Source organism: Paenirhodobacter enshiensis (genome assembly GCF_000740785.1).
Classification (GTDB): domain Bacteria; phylum Pseudomonadota; class Alphaproteobacteria; order Rhodobacterales; family Rhodobacteraceae; genus Rhodobacter; species Rhodobacter enshiensis.
In genome coordinates this window covers 1-18,009 of sequence record NZ_JFZB01000023.1, presented here as the reverse complement: position 1 = coordinate 18,009, position 18,009 = coordinate 1, and the positions used below count along the sequence as shown (strand labels likewise).

Below are 18,009 nucleotides of genomic sequence, written 5' to 3'. Positions count from 1 at the left end.
AAAATTCTATAAAGACAAGGCTGATGTCGGCAGGAATTTGCCGGAGAATGGTGCGCCTAGGTGCGATTGAGCGATCTGGGTCCGTTTGGAGCCGAAACCGCCCAACCGCCTCTTGGGATCACTTCTAATCCTTCGCTATGTCACTGTCCGGTCCCTCTGCTACAGCCACATGGGTTCGCCAGGGATTTGGAAATAGCTCTTCCGCCATTTCGATCCGTTCATCCGGCAGGCAATAGACCTGCATCGGTTGCCGATCACTCTGGCGTAGCGCGCAGTCGATTGCCCGGGCCCGGTCGTGGAAATTACCATCGACCAGGCCCAGTCGATCGCGCAGAAGCCAGCGGCCCTGCCGGTCCTTGCCGATCGCAAAGCGGAAACCTTCGGGCGGCCGGTGTTCCTCGCGCATGGTGTAGCTCTTAGCGTTTCCCGTCCTCACAGCCCGACGAACCAAGCAAAGATCCCGGCAGAGCCTAGGGCCCCGATCAGAGCGCCCAAGCCTATCCAAGCGCTGCGAGACCGCGTGTTGGCGGTTGCAACTTTGGTGCGCACAGGGGCGCGCGCTGCGCTCGTATCCGCCTGCCCCTGACGTATCTGGTCCTGAGCCTGGTGATAATAGTAGCCGAGCCGTCCATACATGATCGGTTCCTCTTCGTTTTCTCACCGCGCGACAAATTGCGTGGCCGAGGACGATCCTGTGCCAAGTTGGCGTTTTCTTTCGATTGGCAGAAACCGTCTAAGACATCAGCTCGCCATAGGAATTTCCGGCGAAGTCATAGTCCTACAGTCAAGCGCTTCGTGGGCGACAAGGTGCATGATGCCGACTTGTTTCTGGATGGCCTCAAGGACCGTGGCATTCGCCTCTGCATCTCGCCTCGGAAGAAGTGCAAAAAACCGGCCAGATACAACAAGCGGCCCTTCTGGAAGCGATATCACATCGAGAATGACTTCGGCCGTCTGACGGACGGGCGCGGCATTGCTATCCGCTATGAGCGATGCGGTGACATCTTCCTCAATACAATCATCCTCGCCGCAATCATCATCTTCTGGATCTGAAATTAGTAGGCAGGGAACCTAGTCCATTCATCCCTCGCTTTCGAGACCTTGAATCAGAAATCAACCGGTGTGGAAACCACGAATATCCACAGACCATAGTCCAGAATCCTACGCGTCGCTTATGAGATCGCCTCCGCCGCCATCTCGAAGCCCTATGTCGCCGCCGCTAGTTTTCCCGGACCTGTAAACAGCACGAGGACATATCATGCTGCGATACAACACAAAGGGGGAGGATGCGCGTCCCGTACTGCATCGTTGCCTCCCATCCGGACAGGCGGAGGCCCTGAAAGTAGTGGCAAAGCCGCAGGAAAAGGAGAGCTTTTCAGGGGTCTGGTGCCCGCTCGTAACCCCTTTTCGGGACGGCGAGGTGGATCACGACGCGCTTGGGGCAATCGCACTCTGTCTGGCGCAAAGTGGAGTGCAGGGGTTCGTAGCGGCGGGGCAAACCGGAGAGATCGAGAGCCTTTCGCTGCGGGAAAGGCTCTGCATCGCGGAAACCGTGATCGAGGCGACTTCGGGCGCGGTGCCGGTGCTTGTCGGTATCCACGACGGCGATGCATGCGCAACGGCGCGCGAGGTCGCGCAGTTCCACCTGCCGGTTGCGGGCTTTGTCCTGTCTGTGCCCGAACAAACCCGCCCAGGACGCAACAGGCTGATGGATCACTTCCTCTCGGCGGCGGACGCGACCGACAAACCGCTCGTGCTGTCTGACCGACACAGTCGCGGCGACCATGGGCTGACGCCCGATATCCTGACCCGGCTGTTTCGGACCGGCCGCTTTCCAGCGGTCGTGCTGGAAGGCAAGGCGCTGGAAAACCTGTCGCCCCTCAGCGAAATGAACGGACCGCGCATCCTTTGTGGCAGCGAGGACTGGTTCTTTGTCGCCCTTCAGGTCGGCGCACATGGCGGCGTATTGCCCATGGCTAATGTCGTCGCCTGCGCCCTCTGCGAAACCTATGACCTGTTCGTATCGGGGCGGCTGGACGAAGCTTGGACAACATACCGATCGCTGCGCGGGCTCAGCCAGCGATTTGCCGGAGCAACCCGCATCTCGACTCTGAAAACGGCGATGGCATTCGACTATCCGCTGACTGCCGACGTGCGTGCGCCCCTGCCCAGCATCGAGCTTGGCGCGCAGTGGCGCATCCGGTTGGAACTGCGTGAATTTCATGACGGCAATCGCGCCGCCTGACCTGCTGGCACTGCCGGCGTGACCTGCGGTGCCTCAATCCTTCTCATCAACCACCAGAGAACCGGTTCCATGACGGACAAACCCCTGCAATTCGTGATCCCGACCTATCGCCTGCGTGACGTGGGCGAGACCGTCGAGGCCTATGACGAGAATTTCCGACGATCGGGGCAGACAGCGCCAATCTATGTCTTCGACGATTCCTCGAAAGCCAGCCATGGCAAGTATTTCGAGCTTCTCGAACGGACGAAGACGCATAACGAGCTGTTCTACATCGGTCCCGATGAGAAAGAGGAATTCATCTCCTACATCTGCAAGCGGCTGCGCGACCGCAAGCTGGACATGCTGGTGCGCAACCTGTTTCGTCCCTCCTACGGTGGAAACCGGAACTTCACGCTGATGTATTCGCTGGGCGAACATATGGTCAGCGCGGACGACGACATGCGCCCCTATGCGCTGATCGAGGATAGCCCGGAGAGCCTTGGCGAACATGAGATCAGCCGCGGCAAGCTGATCTCACGCGGCGCCAACGGCCATACGCGCAAGTCGTTCGATATCCTGCAGTCCTTCCGCGACATCCTGGGCAAGACGGTCTCAGAGGCCCCGCCGAACTATGAACGCGGCGAATTCCTCAGCGACACCGCAATGGACCTGGAGAACAATACGTCTCTCGGCCTTGCGCGGGAGAATTCGCTGTTCCTGCAAGAAGGAAAGGTCTCGAGGAACGCCATCGTCAAGATGGCCCAGACCTTCCGCACTGGCACGAACGACATCGACGCGGCCGACTACATCGACCTCTTCATCGAGGACAACGACCGCCAGGATGCCGAGGCACTGAACGACCACTATGTGCTGGTGAACTTCCGCCCATGCGTGACCACTCTGAACTGGCGCATGGACTGCGGCGTGGCAGGCTATGACAACACTACAGGCTTGCCGCCCTTCTTTCCGACCCGCTTGCGGTTCGAGGACTATATCTACCGGCTCTGGATCCAGCAGCCCGGCTTTGCCGCTGCGCATGTGGATTCTGCCCAGACCCACATAAAGAACAATTACATGCGTGCCCCGCTGGCCGCCGAACTGCTGAACGAATCGATCTGTTCGCTGCTGAAGCAGAAGATCCGCACCACGATTCGCAAGATCGATGAGACCGGCATCGGTTTCGACTACGACGGATCGGTCAGCATCGAAGACAGCCAGACGATGCTCGACGCCGTGCGGCGGCTGCATGCCAAGGTTCAGAATGCCGAAGATGCGGCGCAGAGCGACGAGCGCCGACGGGCGCTGGCGCATTTTGCTGCCACGCTGGAGCGCACCTTCTATGACTTCGAACCCGATTTCTTCCAGCAGAATGTCAGCCGCATCGTTGATGACGAGGTGCGCCTGATCCGTTCGTCCCTGGAAATCTGGCCCACGCTTCTGGAGATCGTCTACTTCCGCAAGAGCTGTCACGCCCTGCCCATGCATCGGGTGAAGCAGGGCGTTGCGACGCTGCGTAGGCCGGTTGAAAGCACCAAACCGGCGTTCCGCACGGAAAAGGTGGTCGCCGCGCAATAGGCGCCATTCCTATTTCCTGAACGCGGCTCCCGCATCGAATTCATATGCGGGGGCATGCCAGAAACACTGATACCGATTTCGGCATGGGCAAGGCATGATTTTCCAAACGATGGCCTCTCGCGATGGATCAAGGCACCCCTCCGCCGTGCTCTGGGTGTATCTTGCCTCCGACTATCAGTGGTACCTCCATATCGAAGGTCGTCGCGATGATACTCGCTACCCGGATCGGGCGATGGCGATGGCAGCAGCCCGTGCATATGGTTTGATGCGAGGGGGGTATCGTCTCTACTTCCAGATGAAAAACGGCCGCGTCTCACTGGAGATGCTGAGCCCCTCCGGTGGTATGACGATGGACGATGGCGCCTCGTGATACACAATCCCAATCAAATCCTTCTGCAGGTGGACTGTGACAACACGGGGGAACTGTTCCATCCTGCCGCTGCGTTTGCGGCCGATGCGGCAGGGTTGCCACGAGACAGGGTTCTTGAAGGGCCGCTTTGGCGCGAGTCGCTCGGCCCGACCGCGATCGGGCAATCCGTCGCGCTTCCCCATGCAAGGGTTGATCATGCGCCGGCGCCGATTGCGCTGTTGCTGCATCTTCGTCGCCCTGTTGCTTTCGATGCCGAAGACCGAACGGCGGTGGATATTGTCTTCACCCTTCTCTTCCCGGCGGAGCAGCAGCGCGAAGTGTTTTCGACTTTGCGATGGGCTGCTGCAATCCTGAGCAGGGCCGAGGTGCAGCGCGCGATCCGCCGAGGCCAGGATCGCCAAGGTGTCCATGCCTACCTGACCTCCGCTTTCACTATCGGCGTGAGATAGGGTTCGCTCCGGGGCCGCCGGCCAATCCAGAGCAAGCACTCGGAGCGCGTCGTCATCGCCCGCAGGCGGTCCAGCACCTGTGGCTCGCGGCACCATCGGGCAACGGGCGAGATGAGCGCGTGGTGATCGCCCTCCTTGCCGGGCGGGGTTAGCAGTAGGACGATCGCGTCGAGGGGTTGATCGTCCGTCGCGTCCGAACGGTATCCTTATAAGTTTCCTATTTCTTAGCCCTTCCTCCCCAATCGAAACCCTCATGCCTTTTGCGCGATCTCGGGAACGTGAGCGTTCGGTCCCCACGCGGGTGCCCTGCGCCCCGATCGCAATCTTGCGGGCGTCGGACCCGCAACCGGAAAGGATGGGGTATGGTTGTTGAATATGTCCTGGGTGGTGGCGTGACACTCTTTGTCACTCTCTATCTGATCTACGCGCTTTTGCATCCCGAACGCTTCTGAGCGCAGAATCTCGGAGAGCAGCGTGATGGGTTGGCTGATCGTCAAGGCGAGGGCGCGCTGGCAGCACTATGCACAAAAGCGGGAGCTACCGGGGACCGATCTGATCCTCGGCGCAATCCTTGTTTGTGGCGTACTGCTGCTGGTTGTCTTTGCTGCCCTGCGCTTGGCGGGCCTGCACTAGCCGCCCGCGCCTCGTTATCAGAAAAAACCAATACTGGAGTCTCTGATGAGCCAGTCGAAACCAGCGGGCATGTTCGACGCCCGCATTCTTGGGCCCGCTTTTCGCGGTGCCTTTAAAAAACTCGATCCACGGGTGCTTGCAAAGAACCCGGTCATGTTCGTCGTGGCCGTGGTCTCGGTGCTTTGTACCGTTCTCTTTCTGAAGGACCTGGTGACCGGAGCAGAGGGACTCGGCTTTTCGTTCCAGATCATTTTGTGGCTGTGGTTCACGCTTCTGTTTGCGAACTTTGCGGAAGCTGTCGCCGAAGGCCGCGGGAAGGCACAGGCCGCGTCGCTCCGGCAGACCCGAACGGACGCCAGTGCAAAGCTTCTGGCAGGTACGGATGCTACCCAATGGCGCGATGTGCCTGGTGAAAGTCTGAAGGTCGGCGATATTGTTCTGGTCGAGGCGGGCGACATCATCCCCTCGGACGGTGAGGTGGTCGAAGGTGTGGCCTCGGTCAACGAGGCTGCAATCACCGGCGAATCCGCCCCGGTGATCCGTGAATCCGGTGGCGACCGTTCGGCCGTTACCGGCGGCACTCAGGTGTTGTCCGACTGGATCAAGGTGCGCATCTCTGCCGCGGCTGGTTCCACCTTCATCGACCGGATGATCGCGCTGGTCGAAGGCGCCGAACGGCAGAAGACCCCGAACGAGATCGCACTGAATGTGCTTCTTGCCGGTCTTACCCTGATTTTCGTCATGGCGACCGCGACCATCCCGGCCTTCGCCTCTTACGCGGGTGGTCATGTGCCGGTCATCGTGCTGGTGGCGCTATTCGTGACACTGATCCCGACCACCATCGGGGCGCTGGTTTCGGCCATCGGCATCGCCGGCATGGACCGGCTGGTGCGGTTCAACGTGTTGGCCATGTCGGGCCGTGCGGTCGAGGCTGCGGGCGATGTCGACACGCTCCTTCTCGACAAGACCGGCACCATCACGCTGGGCAACCGTCAGGCGACCGAGTTCCGCCCGGTAAGGGGTGTGACGGAGCAGGAGCTGGCGGATGCGGCGCAACTGGCTTCGCTGGCCGACGAGACCCCCGAGGGTCGCTCGATCGTCGTTCTGGCGAAGGAGAAATATGGCATCCGGGCGCGCGACATGCAGAGCCTTGGCGCCACCTTCGTGCCGTTCACCGCGCAAAGCCGGATGTCTGGCGTCGATTTCGACGGCACGGCGATCCGCAAGGGTGCTGTCGATGCGGTTCTGAAACACGTCGATCTGGCCGGGGCCGCCGGCGTTTCGCCCAAGGTTTCGACCGAGAAGAAGCGCGAGATCCAATTCATCGCGGACGGAATTGCCAAGGCAGGCGGCACGCCGCTCGCAGTAGTCAGAAACGGTCAGCTTCTGGGCGTGGTCTACCTGAAAGACATCGTCAAGGGTGGCATCCGCGAGCGCTTCGCCGAACTGCGGCAGATGGGGATCCGCACGGTGATGATCACCGGCGACAACCCGATGACCGCCGCCGCAATTGCGGCCGAAGCAGGTGTTGACGATTTCCTCGCCGAGGCAACGCCTGAGAACAAGCTGGACCTGATCCGTCAGGAGCAGGCCAAAGGTAAGCTGGTCGCCATGTGCGGCGACGGCACAAACGACGCGCCAGCTCTGGCCCAGGCCGATGTCGGCGTTGCGATGAACACCGGCACCGTGGCCGCGCGCGAGGCGGGGAACATGGTCGATCTGGACAGCGATCCGACCAAGCTGATCGAGATCGTGGGCATCGGAAAACAGCTTCTGATGACGCGCGGATCGCTCACGACCTTCTCGATCGCAAACGATGTGGCGAAGTACTTTGCAATCGTCCCCGCGATGTTCGTCACGCTCTACCCCGGGCTTGAGGCGTTGAACATCATGGGGTTGACCAGCCCGCAGAGCGCGATCCTGTCGGCGATCATTTTCAACGCGCTGATCATCGTCGCGCTGATCCCGCTTGCGCTGAAAGGCGTGACCTACCGGGCGATCGGCGCCAATGCGCTCTTGCGCCGCAATCTCTTCATCTACGGCCTGGGCGGGCTGGTGGTTCCCTTCATCGGCATCAAGCTGATTGACGTGATCATCTCCGCCGTCGGCCTCGTGTAACGGAGGCACGGGAAAAATGGTGCTTTTCTATCTTCTTCTCGGTCTGGCGGCATTCGGGGTGCTGATCCTGATGACCAATGCCATCGACCGTTCGTGATCCGGGGGTGCTGAGATGATAACGGCAATTCTCTTCGTTCTCATGGTGGTCGGGGGCACGGCGCTTTTGTCCTGGCCACTGGGACGATACATGAAATGGGCCATGGATCCGGCAGCGCCAAGTGCCGGTCTGGCGGGCAACAAGACCCGCGCCTTCCAGCTTGTTGCTGGGCCGCTGGCCCGGCAGGAGCAGAACTGGAAATCCTATGTCTTTGCGATGTTGATGTTCAACATCGTCATGTTCACAGTGATCTATCTGATCCAGACCTTCCAGGGCGCGCTGCCCTTCAACCCGGACGGTATGGGGACGGTCTCGCCGGACCTGATGTTCAATACGGCGGCGTCGTTCACCACGAATACGAACCTCCAGCACTATTCGGGTGAAAGCACCTACAGCTATTTCACCCAGCTGGGCGGGATCATGTGGCTGCAGTTCGTCTCGGCTGCCACCGGCATTGCGGCGCTTACAGCTCTGGCGCGCGGGCTGGCGGGCAGAGGCCTCGGCAATTTCTTCGTCGACCTGCAACGTGCCAGCTTCCTCGTGCTGCTGCCTGTGGCACTGGTCTATGCTACCGCACTGGTTCTGGGGGGCCTGCCAATGACCTTCGAGGGTTCTGCGATTGCGACCACTTTGGAAGGGGTTCAGCAGACCATCGCGCGTGGCCCGGTAGCGGCTTTCGTGACAATCAAACAGCTTGGCACCAATGGCGGTGGCTTCTTCGGCCCCAACTCGACCCATCCATTGGAGAACCCCACCTTCTGGACCAACGTCATCCAGATGACGGCGCTGATCATCATTCCGATGGCCTGCGTCTGGATGTTCGCCCGCATCGTCGGCCGCATCAAACATGGCTTTGTCATCTTTGCGGTCATGCTGGCCTTCGTGTTGATCAAGGTCAGCGGTTCGGTCGCCTTTGAGACAGCACCGACCCAGGCCTTCACCGACCTCGCGATCACCCAGGATGTCGGCAACCTCGAAGGCAAGGAACTACGCTTTGGTGCAAATGGTGGGCCGCTCTGGGCAGTGCTGACGACGGCCACCTCGAATGGCTCGGTGGGCTCGATGCATGACAGTCTCAATCCGATGACTGGCCTGATGCCGATGGTCGGCATGTGGCTGAACGAGAGCTTTGGCGGTGTTGGCGTCGGCATGATCAACATGTTCCTCTACATCGTGGTCGCCGTCTTTGTGGCCGGCATGATGATCGGGCGGACACCGGAGTATCTGGGCTGGCGGATCGAGGCCAAGGAGGTGAAGCTGTCGCTCTTTGCGCTGCTGGCGCATGGTGCGATGATCCTAGTGGGGACCGCGATCTTTGCTGCCACGCCCTGGGGAGCGGATACGCTCAACAACATCGGGCCGCATGGCTTCTCTGAAATTCTCTACGAGTTCACCTCTTCGGCGGCGAACAACGGGTCGGGTTTCGAGGGGCTGGGCGACAACACGGTGCCATGGAACATTGCCACGGGTCTCGTGATGTTGTTTGCACGGTTCATTCCGATCATCCTGCCGCTGGCGATTGTGGGTTCCCTGGCCGCAAAACGGCGGGCGTCGGAATCGTCGGGCACGCTCAGCGTTGAAGGCGGCGTTTTCGCCACCATGCTCGCGGTGACGGTGATCGTGGTCGGTGCGCTGACCTTCTTCCCGGCGGCCACGCTGGGGCCGATCGCCGAACACTTTATGTTCATGAACTGAGAAAGGGGAACGTGATGCTGAAATCCCTTATTGCCTCGCTGCGCGTATCGGTTGCCACCATGGCGATCTGCGTGGTGGGCTATGCGGGTGTGGTCTGGACTATCGGCCAGACCTTCACCCCCTTCACCGCCAATGGCTGGCTTCTGACCAATGAGGCGGGCGACGTGATCGGGTCGCGCCAGGTGGCGCAAGCCTTCACCACGCCCGGCTACTTCTGGCCGCGTCCTTCGGCGGTGGACTACAACGGTGCGGGCGCGGGCGGTTCGAACAAATCGCCGACCAGCACCGAGGTTCATGATCGCGGCGTCGAACTTGTTGCCGCCTATGGCGCAACACCCGACAATCCGCTGCCTGCCGATCTGGCGGCGGCATCGGGTGCGGGGCTTGATCCCCATATCTCGGAGGCGGGTGCGCTCTATCAGGTCGCCCGCGTTGCCGAAGCACGTGGATTGGCTGTTCCGGTTCTGGAAAACCTGGTGCGTAGCCACAGCGCGCTGCCGGGTGGCGTGTTCGGAACCGGCCGTATCGTGAATGTGCTGGACCTGAACATCGCGCTCGACCAGCTTTGAGCCATGACGCGCGCCGGTTCGCCGGCGCGCGTTCAACGACAGGAACCGAACCATGCCAGATCCCGGCCAAGACGAGGATATCCGCCCGTCACCCGATGCGCTGCTCGAACGCGCCCGCCAAGAAACGCGTGGGCGCTTCAAGATCTTTCTTGGCGCTGCGCCCGGAGTCGGCAAGACCTATGAGATGCTGCAATCGGGCCGCAATCGCCGCCGTGAGGGCACCGATGTGGTGATCGGTGTGGTCGAGACCCACGGTCGCGCCGAGACCCGTGCCATGACCATGGGGTTCGAGACCATCCCTCGTCAGGAAATTAACTATCGTGGCCAGAGGCTGGAGGAGATGGATCTTGACGCGATTCTCGCTCGCAAGCCCGCTCTGGTTCTGGTCGACGAGTTGGCCCATACCAATGCGCCGGGCTCTCGCCACCCGAAACGCTATCTTGATGTGCTGGAGCTTCTGGAAAGCGGCATCGACGTCTATTCGACACTGAACATCCAGCATGTTGAAAGCCTGAACGATGTGGTCGCCAAGATCACCCGCATCCGGGTGCGCGAGACGGTGCCGGATTCGGTGATCGACCGCGCCGATGATATCGAGATCATCGACATCACGCCTGACGACCTGATCAAGCGCTTGCACGAGGGCAAGGTCTATCTGCCGAAGACAGCCAGCCGTGCGATCAAGAATTACTTCCAGCCAGGCAATCTTACGGCACTTCGCGAGCTGGCATTGCGGCGCACAGCGCAGCGGGTAGACCAGCAACTTCTCCATCACATGCAGGCCAATGCGATCCGGGGCAACTGGCCTTCGGGCGACCGCTTTCTGGTCTGTGTCAATGAAAGCGCCCGCGCGCCCGAACTGGTGCGCTATGCCAAGCGCCAGGCCGACCGGATGCGTGGTCCCTGGACGGTCATCCATATCGAGGTGCCGAAATCTGCGGGCTTGTCCGATGCCGAGAAGGACAGTGTCGCCGCCACCATGCGGCTGGCCGAGCAACTCGGGGCAGAAACGGTCACTCTCCCGGGGCAGGATGTTGCCCGTGATGTGCTGGTCTACGCAAATTCTAACAATTTCAATCATATCATCATCGGGCGGGTGGAGCAGTCACGTTGGCGAGAATGGTTCGAGCCTTCGGTTTCCGCTGATTTGATCCGGGGCGCGGGCGATATCAGCGTCCATGTGATTTCCGGGCGCGAACCTGCAGCAGCTGCCCCAAGGCGTGCGCTCGCAATGGATCGGGGGCCTTTCTCTATCCGGCCCTATCTCTTTGCCACCGGATATGTCGGCGTGGCGCTGGCCCTTGGCCATCTGCTTTCGCAGGCGCTGGATGTCCGCAATATCGCCATCGTGTTCCTGATGGCGGTTCTGGCCTCTGCCGCCACCGCCGGCAGATGGCCCGCGATCTACGCCTCGGTGCTGGCGGCGCTGGTGTTCAACTTCTTCTACCTCGATCCGCTCTACACCTTCACCATCCGTGACCCCGAAAGCGTCGTGGCCCTGTTCTTCTTCTTCGGCGCGGCTCTTGTCACCTCAAACCTGACGGCGCGGGTCCATGCCCAGGCATCGGCAGCGCGGGCCCGGGCCCGCACCACAGAAAGCCTGTTTCTGTTTTCCAAACGTCTTGCGGTGGCCGGAACGCTGGATGATGTGCTCTGGGTGTCGGTCAACCAGATTGCCTCAATGTTGAACCTGCACACGGTGATCCTGCTGCCCGAGGGCAGCACGGTTGCGGTGCGCGCGGGCTTTCCACCAGATGACACGCTGGCTGACCGCGACATCGCCGCCGCCCATTGGGCTTGGGAGCACAACCGCCCCGCCGGCCGTGGCGCCGAAACGCTGCCGGGGGCCAAGCGGCTTTACCTGCCCTTGCGCACCGGGCGCAGGACAATCGGCGTCATGGGCCTCGATAGCGAGAAGCCCGGGCCCCTTCTCACCCCCGACCAGCAGCGTCTTTACGATGCTCTGGCCGATCTGGCCGCGCTTGCGATCGAGCGTATCCAGCTGGTTGATGATCTCGACCGTGCCCGGATGGCCGCCGAGGCCGACCGGCTGCGCTCGGCCCTGCTGACATCGGTCAGCCATGACCTTCGCACGCCGCTTGCCGGGATCAAGGGAGCGGCCGGGACTTTGCGCGACTATTACACAGCCATGCCGGAGGCGGATCGCAACGATTTGCTTCAGACCATCGAGCAGGAAACCGACAGGCTGAGCCGCTTCATTGGAAATCTGCTGGACATGACCCGGATCGAGACCGGGCTGACCGAACCGAACGCGGCACTGGTGGATATTGACGAGATCATCGGAGCGACGCTGACTCGGGCTCGGCCGGTTCTGGAAGGCCACAAGGTCAGGGTTTCGGTGCTGCCCGATCTGCCGATGTTACGCCTCGACCCGGTCTTGACGGAACAGGTTCTGTTCAACCTTCTGGACAATGCTGCTAAGTACGCCCCCCATGGCAGCGAGATCGGTCTTGATGCCTGGCGCGATGGCGGCGCGGTGGTGCTTCAGCTTCGCGACGAGGGGCCGGGCATCCCGCCACGCGACACCGAGCGCATCTTCGACATGTTCTACCGGGTGCGCAAACTCGATCATGTGCAGGCAGGCACCGGGCTTGGCCTAGCGATCTGCCGCGGCTTTACCGAGGCCATGGGCGGCACCATCACCGCCGCCAACCGCCGCGACCGCAGCGGTGCGGTATTTACCATTCGGTTTCCCGTTCCGGTCGCCGAAACACAAAAGACCGAGGAGGAGACATGACGCAGGGCGCCGTGAAAATCCTGATTGTCGATGACGAGCAACCGATCCGCAAACTCTTGCGCGTGGGGTTGAGTGCTGAGGGCTTCCAGATCATCGAGGCCCGCAATGCGCGTGAGGCAGATGAGCTGGTTGCGGCTGAAAAGCCCGATCTGGCGATCCTCGATCTCGGACTGCCGGACCGTTCTGGTCATGAGATCCTGCATGGCTGGCGCGAGCGATTGATCGAGCTGCCGGTGGTGGTTCTGTCTTCACGGACCGATGAGACGGGGATCGTACAGGCCCTTGAACTTGGTGCCGATGACTACATGACCAAACCCTTCGGGATGAAAGAACTTGCCGCCAGGATACGGGTGGCCTTACGCCACCGGCTGGCCCAGCAAGGCGAGCGTCCGGTCTTTCTGACCGGGGGCGGCACGCTGAGCGTCGATCTGGTGCGCCGTATCGTTCAGGTCGACGGCGAGGAGGTGAAACTCTCGCCCAAGGAATATGACATCCTGCGCATCCTCGTGCAGCATGCGGGCAAGGTGATTACGCATCAGCATCTCCTGCGCGAGGTCTGGGGTGAGGTGACCGATATCCAGTATCTGCGCGTTTACGTGCGGCAGTTGCGCCAGAAGCTGAATGACAGCCCTGATGCGCCGCGGTTCATCATGACGGAAACCGGCGTGGGCTACCGGATGCGCGAGGCAGACCTCGTCTGATGGCCTGAAGGGCCGCCACGGCGAGCGGCAAGAACCGGCTCCCGCTGTGGTACTGAACAACCGACGGAAACGACATGATGAAGATCACTGACACGCTCGGCGCAGGAGATGTCCTGCTGATTGACGCCCTATCGGTAAAGGAGGAGCTGCTTGGACTGATCGGTGCCCACTTTGCAGGGGTAACAGGTCTGGAACGGGACGACATTGCCGAAGCCCTGGCCAAGCGGGAATCGCTCGGTACCACGGGCCTTGGCGACGGGATCGCCGTTCCCCATGCGCCGATCGCTGGCCTTGATACAGCATGTCTTACCTTCGTGCGGCTGGGCAGCCCGCTAGCCTTTGACGCGGTCGATGGCGCGGGTGTCGATCTGGTCTGCGCAATCCTGTTTCCTGATTCGGATCAGCCAGCCGGACTGAAACTTCTGGCCTGTGTTGCACGCACTTTGCGCCGCCCTGACGTGGCGAAAGAGCTGCGCAAGGCCACAACTGCAGACGAGATCATCACCGCATTGGCAATCGAAGCGCTCCCCCCTCCGACCGAGCTCTGAATAAGGCTGTTCGCGCGACCATGCAGAGGATGTAAGCGTAGCTCTCGGTCGGAGCTTAGCGCCTCGGCCGAGGCCAAAAGGGGCGGAAGGCCGAATGTGAACTTGCAGCATTGCAGTCGCAGAAAATGGCTTTAGCGACCAGTCGCCACCCCGCCGCTCTATAGCGGCAGTTGGCAGGACGAGCTGAGTTTGCAAAGTTGCGTGTCATAGGCCCGGTTCTCGACATGCCCATCCTAATGCGGACTGGTAAACGGCCTTGGACTTCTCCTGGAACTGGTCGCACCTATCCGGCATGCCGACGGGATCATTTCCAGCTAAACCCAGCGAGCGCCATGCCTGCGAGCGCACAGCCAGTCAGCACTGTCACCGGACCAAGCTTGAACCCGAACACCGCCACAATCGCGGCAAGAACCAGCCCCGCAGCCGCCAGATTGATCGACGGCCAGACGGGCACATCGAGGTTTAGGCCGAAGGCGGCGATCGTCCTCACCTCATCGAAAACCACATGAAGCCCAAACCAGACAGCGAGGTTCAGGATGACGCCGACCACAGCTGCGGTGATGGCGGTCAGCGCGGCCGTTAGAACCGCATTGTCTCGCAGGCGCTCGATGAAGGGGGCGCCAAGGAAGATCCATAGGAAGCAGGGCGTGAATGTTACCCACGTGGTCAGCAGCCCGCCAAGCGTGCCAGCCGCGAGCGGTGACAGGCCAGTTTCCTCGCGGAAGGCGCCCACGAAGCCCACGAACTGCGTAACCATGATCAGCGGCCCCGGCGTCGTCTCCGCCATGCCGAGGCCGTCCAGCATCTCGCCGGGAGCGAGCCAGCCGAAGTTCTGCACCGCCTCCTGCGCGACATAGGTCAGCACAGCGTAGGCGCCGCCGAAAGTCACCACCGCCATGACGCTGAAGAAACCCGCGATCTGCGAAAACACGTTCTCCGGCCCGAGGGCCGCGAACAACAGCGCCACAGGGGCAAGCCAGAGGACGAGGAAGACGCCGGAAATCCGAAAAGCCCACCCGCGGTTGACCTGCGTGTGATCCGGCGATTCCTCACCCAGCAGGGTGTCGGCGTCGTCGACTTGCACCTTGCCGACCTTGCCGTGTCCGCCGCCGCCATAGAATATGGGCAGGCCCGCACGCGCGCCGAAGAGCCCGATCAGGCCAGCAGCGAGGATGATGAGCGGGAACGGCATGGCGAAGCCGAAGATCGCCACGAAGGAGGCGGCGGCGATGGCGACCATCGCCCCGTTCTTGAGCGCACGCGAGCCGATGCGAATGACCGCCTGCACCACGATGGCCAGCACCGCGGCCTTGAGCCCGAAGAACAGCGCCTCGACCGGGCCGACATTGCCGAAGAGCGCGTAAATCCAGCTCAGCGCCATGATCGCCGCGACGCCGGGCAGCACGAACAGGACGCCCGCGATGATGCCGCCGAGCGTGCGGTGCATCAGCCAGCCGATGTAGACGGCGAGCTGCATTGCCTCCGGCCCCGGCAGGAGCATGCAGTAGTTGAGCGCATGGAGGAACCGTTTCTCGCCCAGCCACCGCTGCTCCTCGACGAGGATCCGGTGCATGAGCGCGATCTGCCCGGCCGGACCGCCGAAGCTCAGGAGGCCGATGCGGGCCCAGATGCGGGTGGCCGCGGCCAGCGTGGGGTATGTGCGGTCCTGCATCAGTCTGCCTTCGGCTTGTTGGTGGGCCAGTTGTGGGTCTCATCGGTAGCGTCCCGCGTCCAGCGAAAGAAGGCGTCGTAAAGCAGCATCCCGGCCTCCAGCTGCTCCAGATCGTCGGAATACATCCGCGACAGGCCGAGTGATGCGGCAAGCAGACCGGCCGCCTCGGGCGCGAGGTCGAGCCGGGCGGTATCGGCGCCGCGCACGATTGTCGCGAGCTGGTCGAGCGCGGGAATGCTCAGACCGAACTCGGCCAGCATAACGTCGAAAGTGCAAAGGTCGTCCCGGTGGCTCCAGAACACGCCTTCGATGTCGAAGGGCGACGCGTTGTAGCGTTCGGCAACGCCCACCACCTCGGCGGGCGCCACGAACAGGATGATCGCGCGGGGGTCGAGAAAGCGCCGAATCAGCCAGGGGCAAGCGATGCGGTCGATCTTGGGGCGCGAGCGGGTGACCCAGATGGTACGGCCGTGCGCGTCGCGCGCGGGCAACTTGGCCGGATCGATTAGCGGCAGACCGGCCGAGCGCCAGGCCTCGAACCCGCCCTCGAGATACTCCGACGCGCAGCCTTCGGCGCGCAGCCATGCGGCCGTCCCCTGACTGCGCCGATGGCCGCCCTGGCAGACAGCGATGGACGGCTGGCCGCCCAGTTGGGGAGCAAGGGCGGTCAGCGACTGGTCGTCGGCCCGGGTCGCGCCGGGGAGCAATCGCGGATCAGCGGCGAAATCGTCCTCGGACCGCACGTCGAGGAGGAGCGGTGCGCGTGGAGTCCCGATGATACGGGCAAGCTTGTCGGATGAAATGGCATTGGGCGCAGGCATGTGCGTTCCTCCGTCGCCGGGGTTGAACAGGAACGCGATCTTCGGCTGGCGCCTCGTGGGGAGCTCGCAATCCCCATGCTGACAATTTCGTAAGAATCTTTCGCGATGTCAATCATATGAACCTGTTCAGCATTTCTACGATCGCGCTCGACTGGCAGCTTCAGATTCTATTGGGCTTGGCTACCACGTCTTGAGGTGGAGCGTCCGCTGAGACGCTCCCCTCCCAGATATCAGGTCAATCATACACAATCATCATGGGTGATAGTCCCAATCTGCAGGGAGGGGCCTTTCATGCACGAGCGGCTCGCTCAGCGGCGGTCTGCTGCCGGTTTCTTGGATAGCAGGTTAAGTCTATCCGACGACGCCGACGAGCTAGCGCGAAACCTGCGGCGAATAGACTCCACAATCGCCGCGATTTTTGCGGGGATTTCCATTGCTCATGCGGCGTTTGCCGTCCATAATCACCGCATAAGGAGCGGTGATTATGATCTATATCCATCAGCAGGCTGAATGGCCAAGCTTCACATGGGCAGGTGACAGCATCAGCACAACCTTGGCTGCGGTTCGTCACAGGCAGGGCCGTCTGGTCGGACGGATGGAGGCGCTCGGCTTCGACCTGCAAGCTGAAGCCGTCCTTCGGACACTGACAGAGGACGTCCTGAAGTCCAGCGAGATCGAGGGCGAGAGCCTCGACAAGCAGCAAGTGCGCTCCTCCATTGCCCGGCGCCTCGGTATGGAGATCGGTGCGCTTGCGCCTGTCGATCGCGATGTCGAGGGTGTGGTCGAGATGATGCTGGATGCCACGCAGAACTATGCGGCGCCCCTCACCGTGGAGCGGCTCTTCGGCTGGCATGCCGCGCTGTTCCCGACTGGGCGCAGCGGGATGACCCGGATCGCTGTCGGCGCATGGCGCCCGCCGGAGGTCGGACCGATGCAGGTCGTTTCTGGCCCTTATGGACGTGAACGGGTGCATTTCGAAGCGCCGGAGGCAGAACGCTTGCCGGGCGAGATGGCGGCGTTCCTGGATTGGTTCGAGCGACGCGATGGCACGGATCCCGTCATCCGCGCGGCCATCGCCCATCTCTGGTTCGTGACGATCCATCCGTTCGAGGATGGGAATGGCCGTATCGCTCGCGCTATCGCCGATATGGCTCTGGCCCGATCTGAGGGGAGTTCGCAGCGATTCTACAGCATGTCGGCTCAGATCCGGCGCGAGCGGGCCGAATACTACGCGATGCTGGAGAGAACGCAAAAGGGCGGGTTGGACATCACCGGATGGCTCGACTGGTTCCTCGGATGCCTGGACCGGGCCTTCGATGGCACCGAAGAGGTTCTGCGCCACGTCCTGCACAAGGCACGCTTTTGGGAGGCCATGGCGGGCGAGATCTTCAGCGAGCGTCAGCGCGCGGTGATCAACCGGCTGCTGGATGGTTTTGAGGGAAAACTGACATCATCGAAATGGGCCAAGCTTACCAAGGTTTCCTCCGACACGGCGCTGCGCGACATCACGGACCTTGTTGATCGGCGGGTGCTTGAGAAGGAAAACGCCGGTGGCCGCAGCTCGAGCTACAGGTTGGTTGAGCCAACGCGGGGCTGGAGGGTGAAGGCCACCTAAACGGTTTGGGCTTGTATGGATAGCAAGTTTGCGAGCGCTCAAAGAGCGATTTTCAAAGCTGCGCAATAGGTTATATTATGCTGCAAGTTTGGGGATTTGGCGTTCGACCAATCGCAAGTATCGTTGGCTGCGCGCCCCCGCAACCAACGTTTCCGACTCGAAAG

At 61.6% G+C, this 18,009-nt stretch carries 17 protein-coding genes; 14 read left to right on the top strand and 3 right to left on the bottom strand.

Features of this window, described 5'->3' with window-relative positions:
• Window positions 1-124: 124 nt before the first annotated feature.
• Window positions 125-406 (bottom strand): hypothetical protein, encoded by a 282-nt coding sequence (locus CG50_RS16850; RefSeq protein WP_152559497.1) that lies wholly within the window; start codon window positions 404-406, stop codon window positions 125-127.
• Window positions 407-795: 389 nt separating this feature from the next.
• On the opposite strand from CG50_RS16850, the gene CG50_RS17075 reads away from it, so the two are divergent.
• The 13 genes from CG50_RS17075 (at window position 796) to CG50_RS11310 (ending at window position 13,737) form a co-directional block, all read left to right on the top strand.
• The gene (locus CG50_RS17075) at window positions 796-1,053 is read left to right on the top strand and encodes a transposase (protein ID WP_051909930.1); all 258 of its coding nucleotides are present in this window, start codon (window positions 796-798) and stop codon (window positions 1,051-1,053) included.
• Window positions 1,054-1,258: 205 nt separating this feature from the next.
• A complete protein-coding gene (locus tag CG50_RS16265) occupies window positions 1,259-2,245 on the top strand; it encodes a dihydrodipicolinate synthase family protein (protein WP_081880400.1) in 987 nt (328 codons plus the stop codon).
• Between the two features lie 69 nt (window positions 2,246-2,314).
• Entirely contained in the window at window positions 2,315-3,799 is a 1,485-nt protein-coding gene (locus tag CG50_RS11350; protein WP_036638379.1) for a hypothetical protein, read from the top strand.
• A gap of 94 nt (window positions 3,800-3,893) precedes the next feature.
• The gene (locus CG50_RS17535; protein WP_161785403.1) at window positions 3,894-4,169 is read left to right on the top strand and encodes a hypothetical protein; all 276 of its coding nucleotides are present in this window, start codon (window positions 3,894-3,896) and stop codon (window positions 4,167-4,169) included.
• Entirely contained in the window at window positions 4,166-4,618 is a 453-nt protein-coding gene (locus CG50_RS17530) for a PTS sugar transporter subunit IIA (RefSeq protein ID WP_161785402.1), read from the top strand. Before CG50_RS17535 ends, CG50_RS17530 begins: the two co-directional genes overlap by 4 nt.
• 362 nt (window positions 4,619-4,980) lie before the next feature.
• Window positions 4,981-5,070, top strand: a complete 90-nt coding sequence (locus tag CG50_RS17525; RefSeq protein WP_036638377.1) for a potassium-transporting ATPase subunit F — start codon at window positions 4,981-4,983, stop codon at window positions 5,068-5,070.
• Window positions 5,071-5,095: 25 nt separating this feature from the next.
• The gene (locus tag CG50_RS17065; protein ID WP_161785401.1) at window positions 5,096-5,251 is read left to right on the top strand and encodes a hypothetical protein; all 156 of its coding nucleotides are present in this window, start codon (window positions 5,096-5,098) and stop codon (window positions 5,249-5,251) included.
• Window positions 5,252-5,296: 45 nt separating this feature from the next.
• A complete protein-coding gene (gene kdpB, locus CG50_RS11335; RefSeq protein WP_036638375.1) occupies window positions 5,297-7,369 on the top strand; it encodes a potassium-transporting ATPase subunit KdpB in 2,073 nt (690 codons plus the stop codon).
• Window positions 7,370-7,481: 112 nt separating this feature from the next.
• The gene (gene kdpA, locus CG50_RS11330) at window positions 7,482-9,161 is read left to right on the top strand and encodes a potassium-transporting ATPase subunit KdpA (protein WP_211248607.1); all 1,680 of its coding nucleotides are present in this window, start codon (window positions 7,482-7,484) and stop codon (window positions 9,159-9,161) included.
• Window positions 9,162-9,175: 14 nt separating this feature from the next.
• Window positions 9,176-9,730 (top strand): potassium-transporting ATPase subunit C, encoded by a 555-nt coding sequence (locus CG50_RS11325; RefSeq protein WP_036638372.1) that lies wholly within the window; start codon window positions 9,176-9,178, stop codon window positions 9,728-9,730.
• A gap of 52 nt (window positions 9,731-9,782) precedes the next feature.
• Window positions 9,783-12,488, top strand: a complete 2,706-nt coding sequence (locus CG50_RS11320) for a sensor histidine kinase (protein WP_036638369.1) — start codon at window positions 9,783-9,785, stop codon at window positions 12,486-12,488.
• Window positions 12,485-13,189: a response regulator transcription factor gene (locus tag CG50_RS11315; protein WP_036638366.1), complete on the top strand. Its 705-nt coding sequence runs from the start codon at window positions 12,485-12,487 to the stop codon at window positions 13,187-13,189. Before CG50_RS11320 ends, CG50_RS11315 begins: the two co-directional genes overlap by 4 nt.
• Window positions 13,190-13,263: 74 nt before the next feature.
• The gene (locus CG50_RS11310) at window positions 13,264-13,737 is read left to right on the top strand and encodes a PTS sugar transporter subunit IIA (protein ID WP_051909926.1); all 474 of its coding nucleotides are present in this window, start codon (window positions 13,264-13,266) and stop codon (window positions 13,735-13,737) included.
• A 304-nt stretch (window positions 13,738-14,041) separates the two neighbouring features.
• Here the strand turns inward: CG50_RS11310 and chrA are convergent, their stop codons facing one another.
• Entirely contained in the window at window positions 14,042-15,409 is a 1,368-nt protein-coding gene (gene chrA, locus CG50_RS11305; RefSeq protein ID WP_036638364.1) for a chromate efflux transporter, read from the bottom strand.
• Window positions 15,409-16,230 carry a chromate resistance protein ChrB domain-containing protein gene (locus CG50_RS11300; RefSeq protein ID WP_036638362.1) on the bottom strand — a complete coding sequence of 274 codons (822 nt, stop codon included), beginning with the start codon at window positions 16,228-16,230 and terminating at the stop codon, window positions 15,409-15,411. Before CG50_RS11300 ends, chrA begins: the two co-directional genes overlap by 1 nt.
• A gap of 484 nt (window positions 16,231-16,714) precedes the next feature.
• Between CG50_RS11300 and CG50_RS11295 the strand changes: the two genes are divergently transcribed.
• The gene (locus tag CG50_RS11295) at window positions 16,715-17,845 is read left to right on the top strand and encodes a Fic family protein (RefSeq protein ID WP_036638360.1); all 1,131 of its coding nucleotides are present in this window, start codon (window positions 16,715-16,717) and stop codon (window positions 17,843-17,845) included.
• Window positions 17,846-18,009 lie beyond the last annotated feature (164 nt).

Coding starts and splice junctions, on each gene's coding strand:
- CG50_RS16850 (WP_152559497.1), bottom strand. CDS start 406: ATGCGCGAGGAACACCGGCCGCCCGAAGGTTTCCGCTTTGCGATCGGC.
- CG50_RS16265 (WP_081880400.1), top strand. CDS start 1,259: ATGCTGCGATACAACACAAAGGGGGAGGATGCGCGTCCCGTACTGCAT.
- CG50_RS11350 (WP_036638379.1), top strand. CDS start 2,315: ATGACGGACAAACCCCTGCAATTCGTGATCCCGACCTATCGCCTGCGT.
- CG50_RS17535 (WP_161785403.1), top strand. CDS start 3,894: ATGATTTTCCAAACGATGGCCTCTCGCGATGGATCAAGGCACCCCTCC.
- CG50_RS17525 (WP_036638377.1), top strand. CDS start 4,981: ATGGTTGTTGAATATGTCCTGGGTGGTGGCGTGACACTCTTTGTCACT.
- CG50_RS17065 (WP_161785401.1), top strand. CDS start 5,096: ATGGGTTGGCTGATCGTCAAGGCGAGGGCGCGCTGGCAGCACTATGCA.
- kdpB (WP_036638375.1), top strand. CDS start 5,297: ATGAGCCAGTCGAAACCAGCGGGCATGTTCGACGCCCGCATTCTTGGG.
- kdpA (WP_211248607.1), top strand. CDS start 7,482: ATGATAACGGCAATTCTCTTCGTTCTCATGGTGGTCGGGGGCACGGCG.
- CG50_RS11325 (WP_036638372.1), top strand. CDS start 9,176: ATGCTGAAATCCCTTATTGCCTCGCTGCGCGTATCGGTTGCCACCATG.
- CG50_RS11320 (WP_036638369.1), top strand. CDS start 9,783: ATGCCAGATCCCGGCCAAGACGAGGATATCCGCCCGTCACCCGATGCG.
- CG50_RS11315 (WP_036638366.1), top strand. CDS start 12,485: ATGACGCAGGGCGCCGTGAAAATCCTGATTGTCGATGACGAGCAACCG.
- CG50_RS11310 (WP_051909926.1), top strand. CDS start 13,264: ATGATGAAGATCACTGACACGCTCGGCGCAGGAGATGTCCTGCTGATT.
- chrA (WP_036638364.1), bottom strand. CDS start 15,409: ATGCAGGACCGCACATACCCCACGCTGGCCGCGGCCACCCGCATCTGG.
- CG50_RS11300 (WP_036638362.1), bottom strand. CDS start 16,230: ATGCCTGCGCCCAATGCCATTTCATCCGACAAGCTTGCCCGTATCATC.
- CG50_RS11295 (WP_036638360.1), top strand. CDS start 16,715: ATGATCTATATCCATCAGCAGGCTGAATGGCCAAGCTTCACATGGGCA.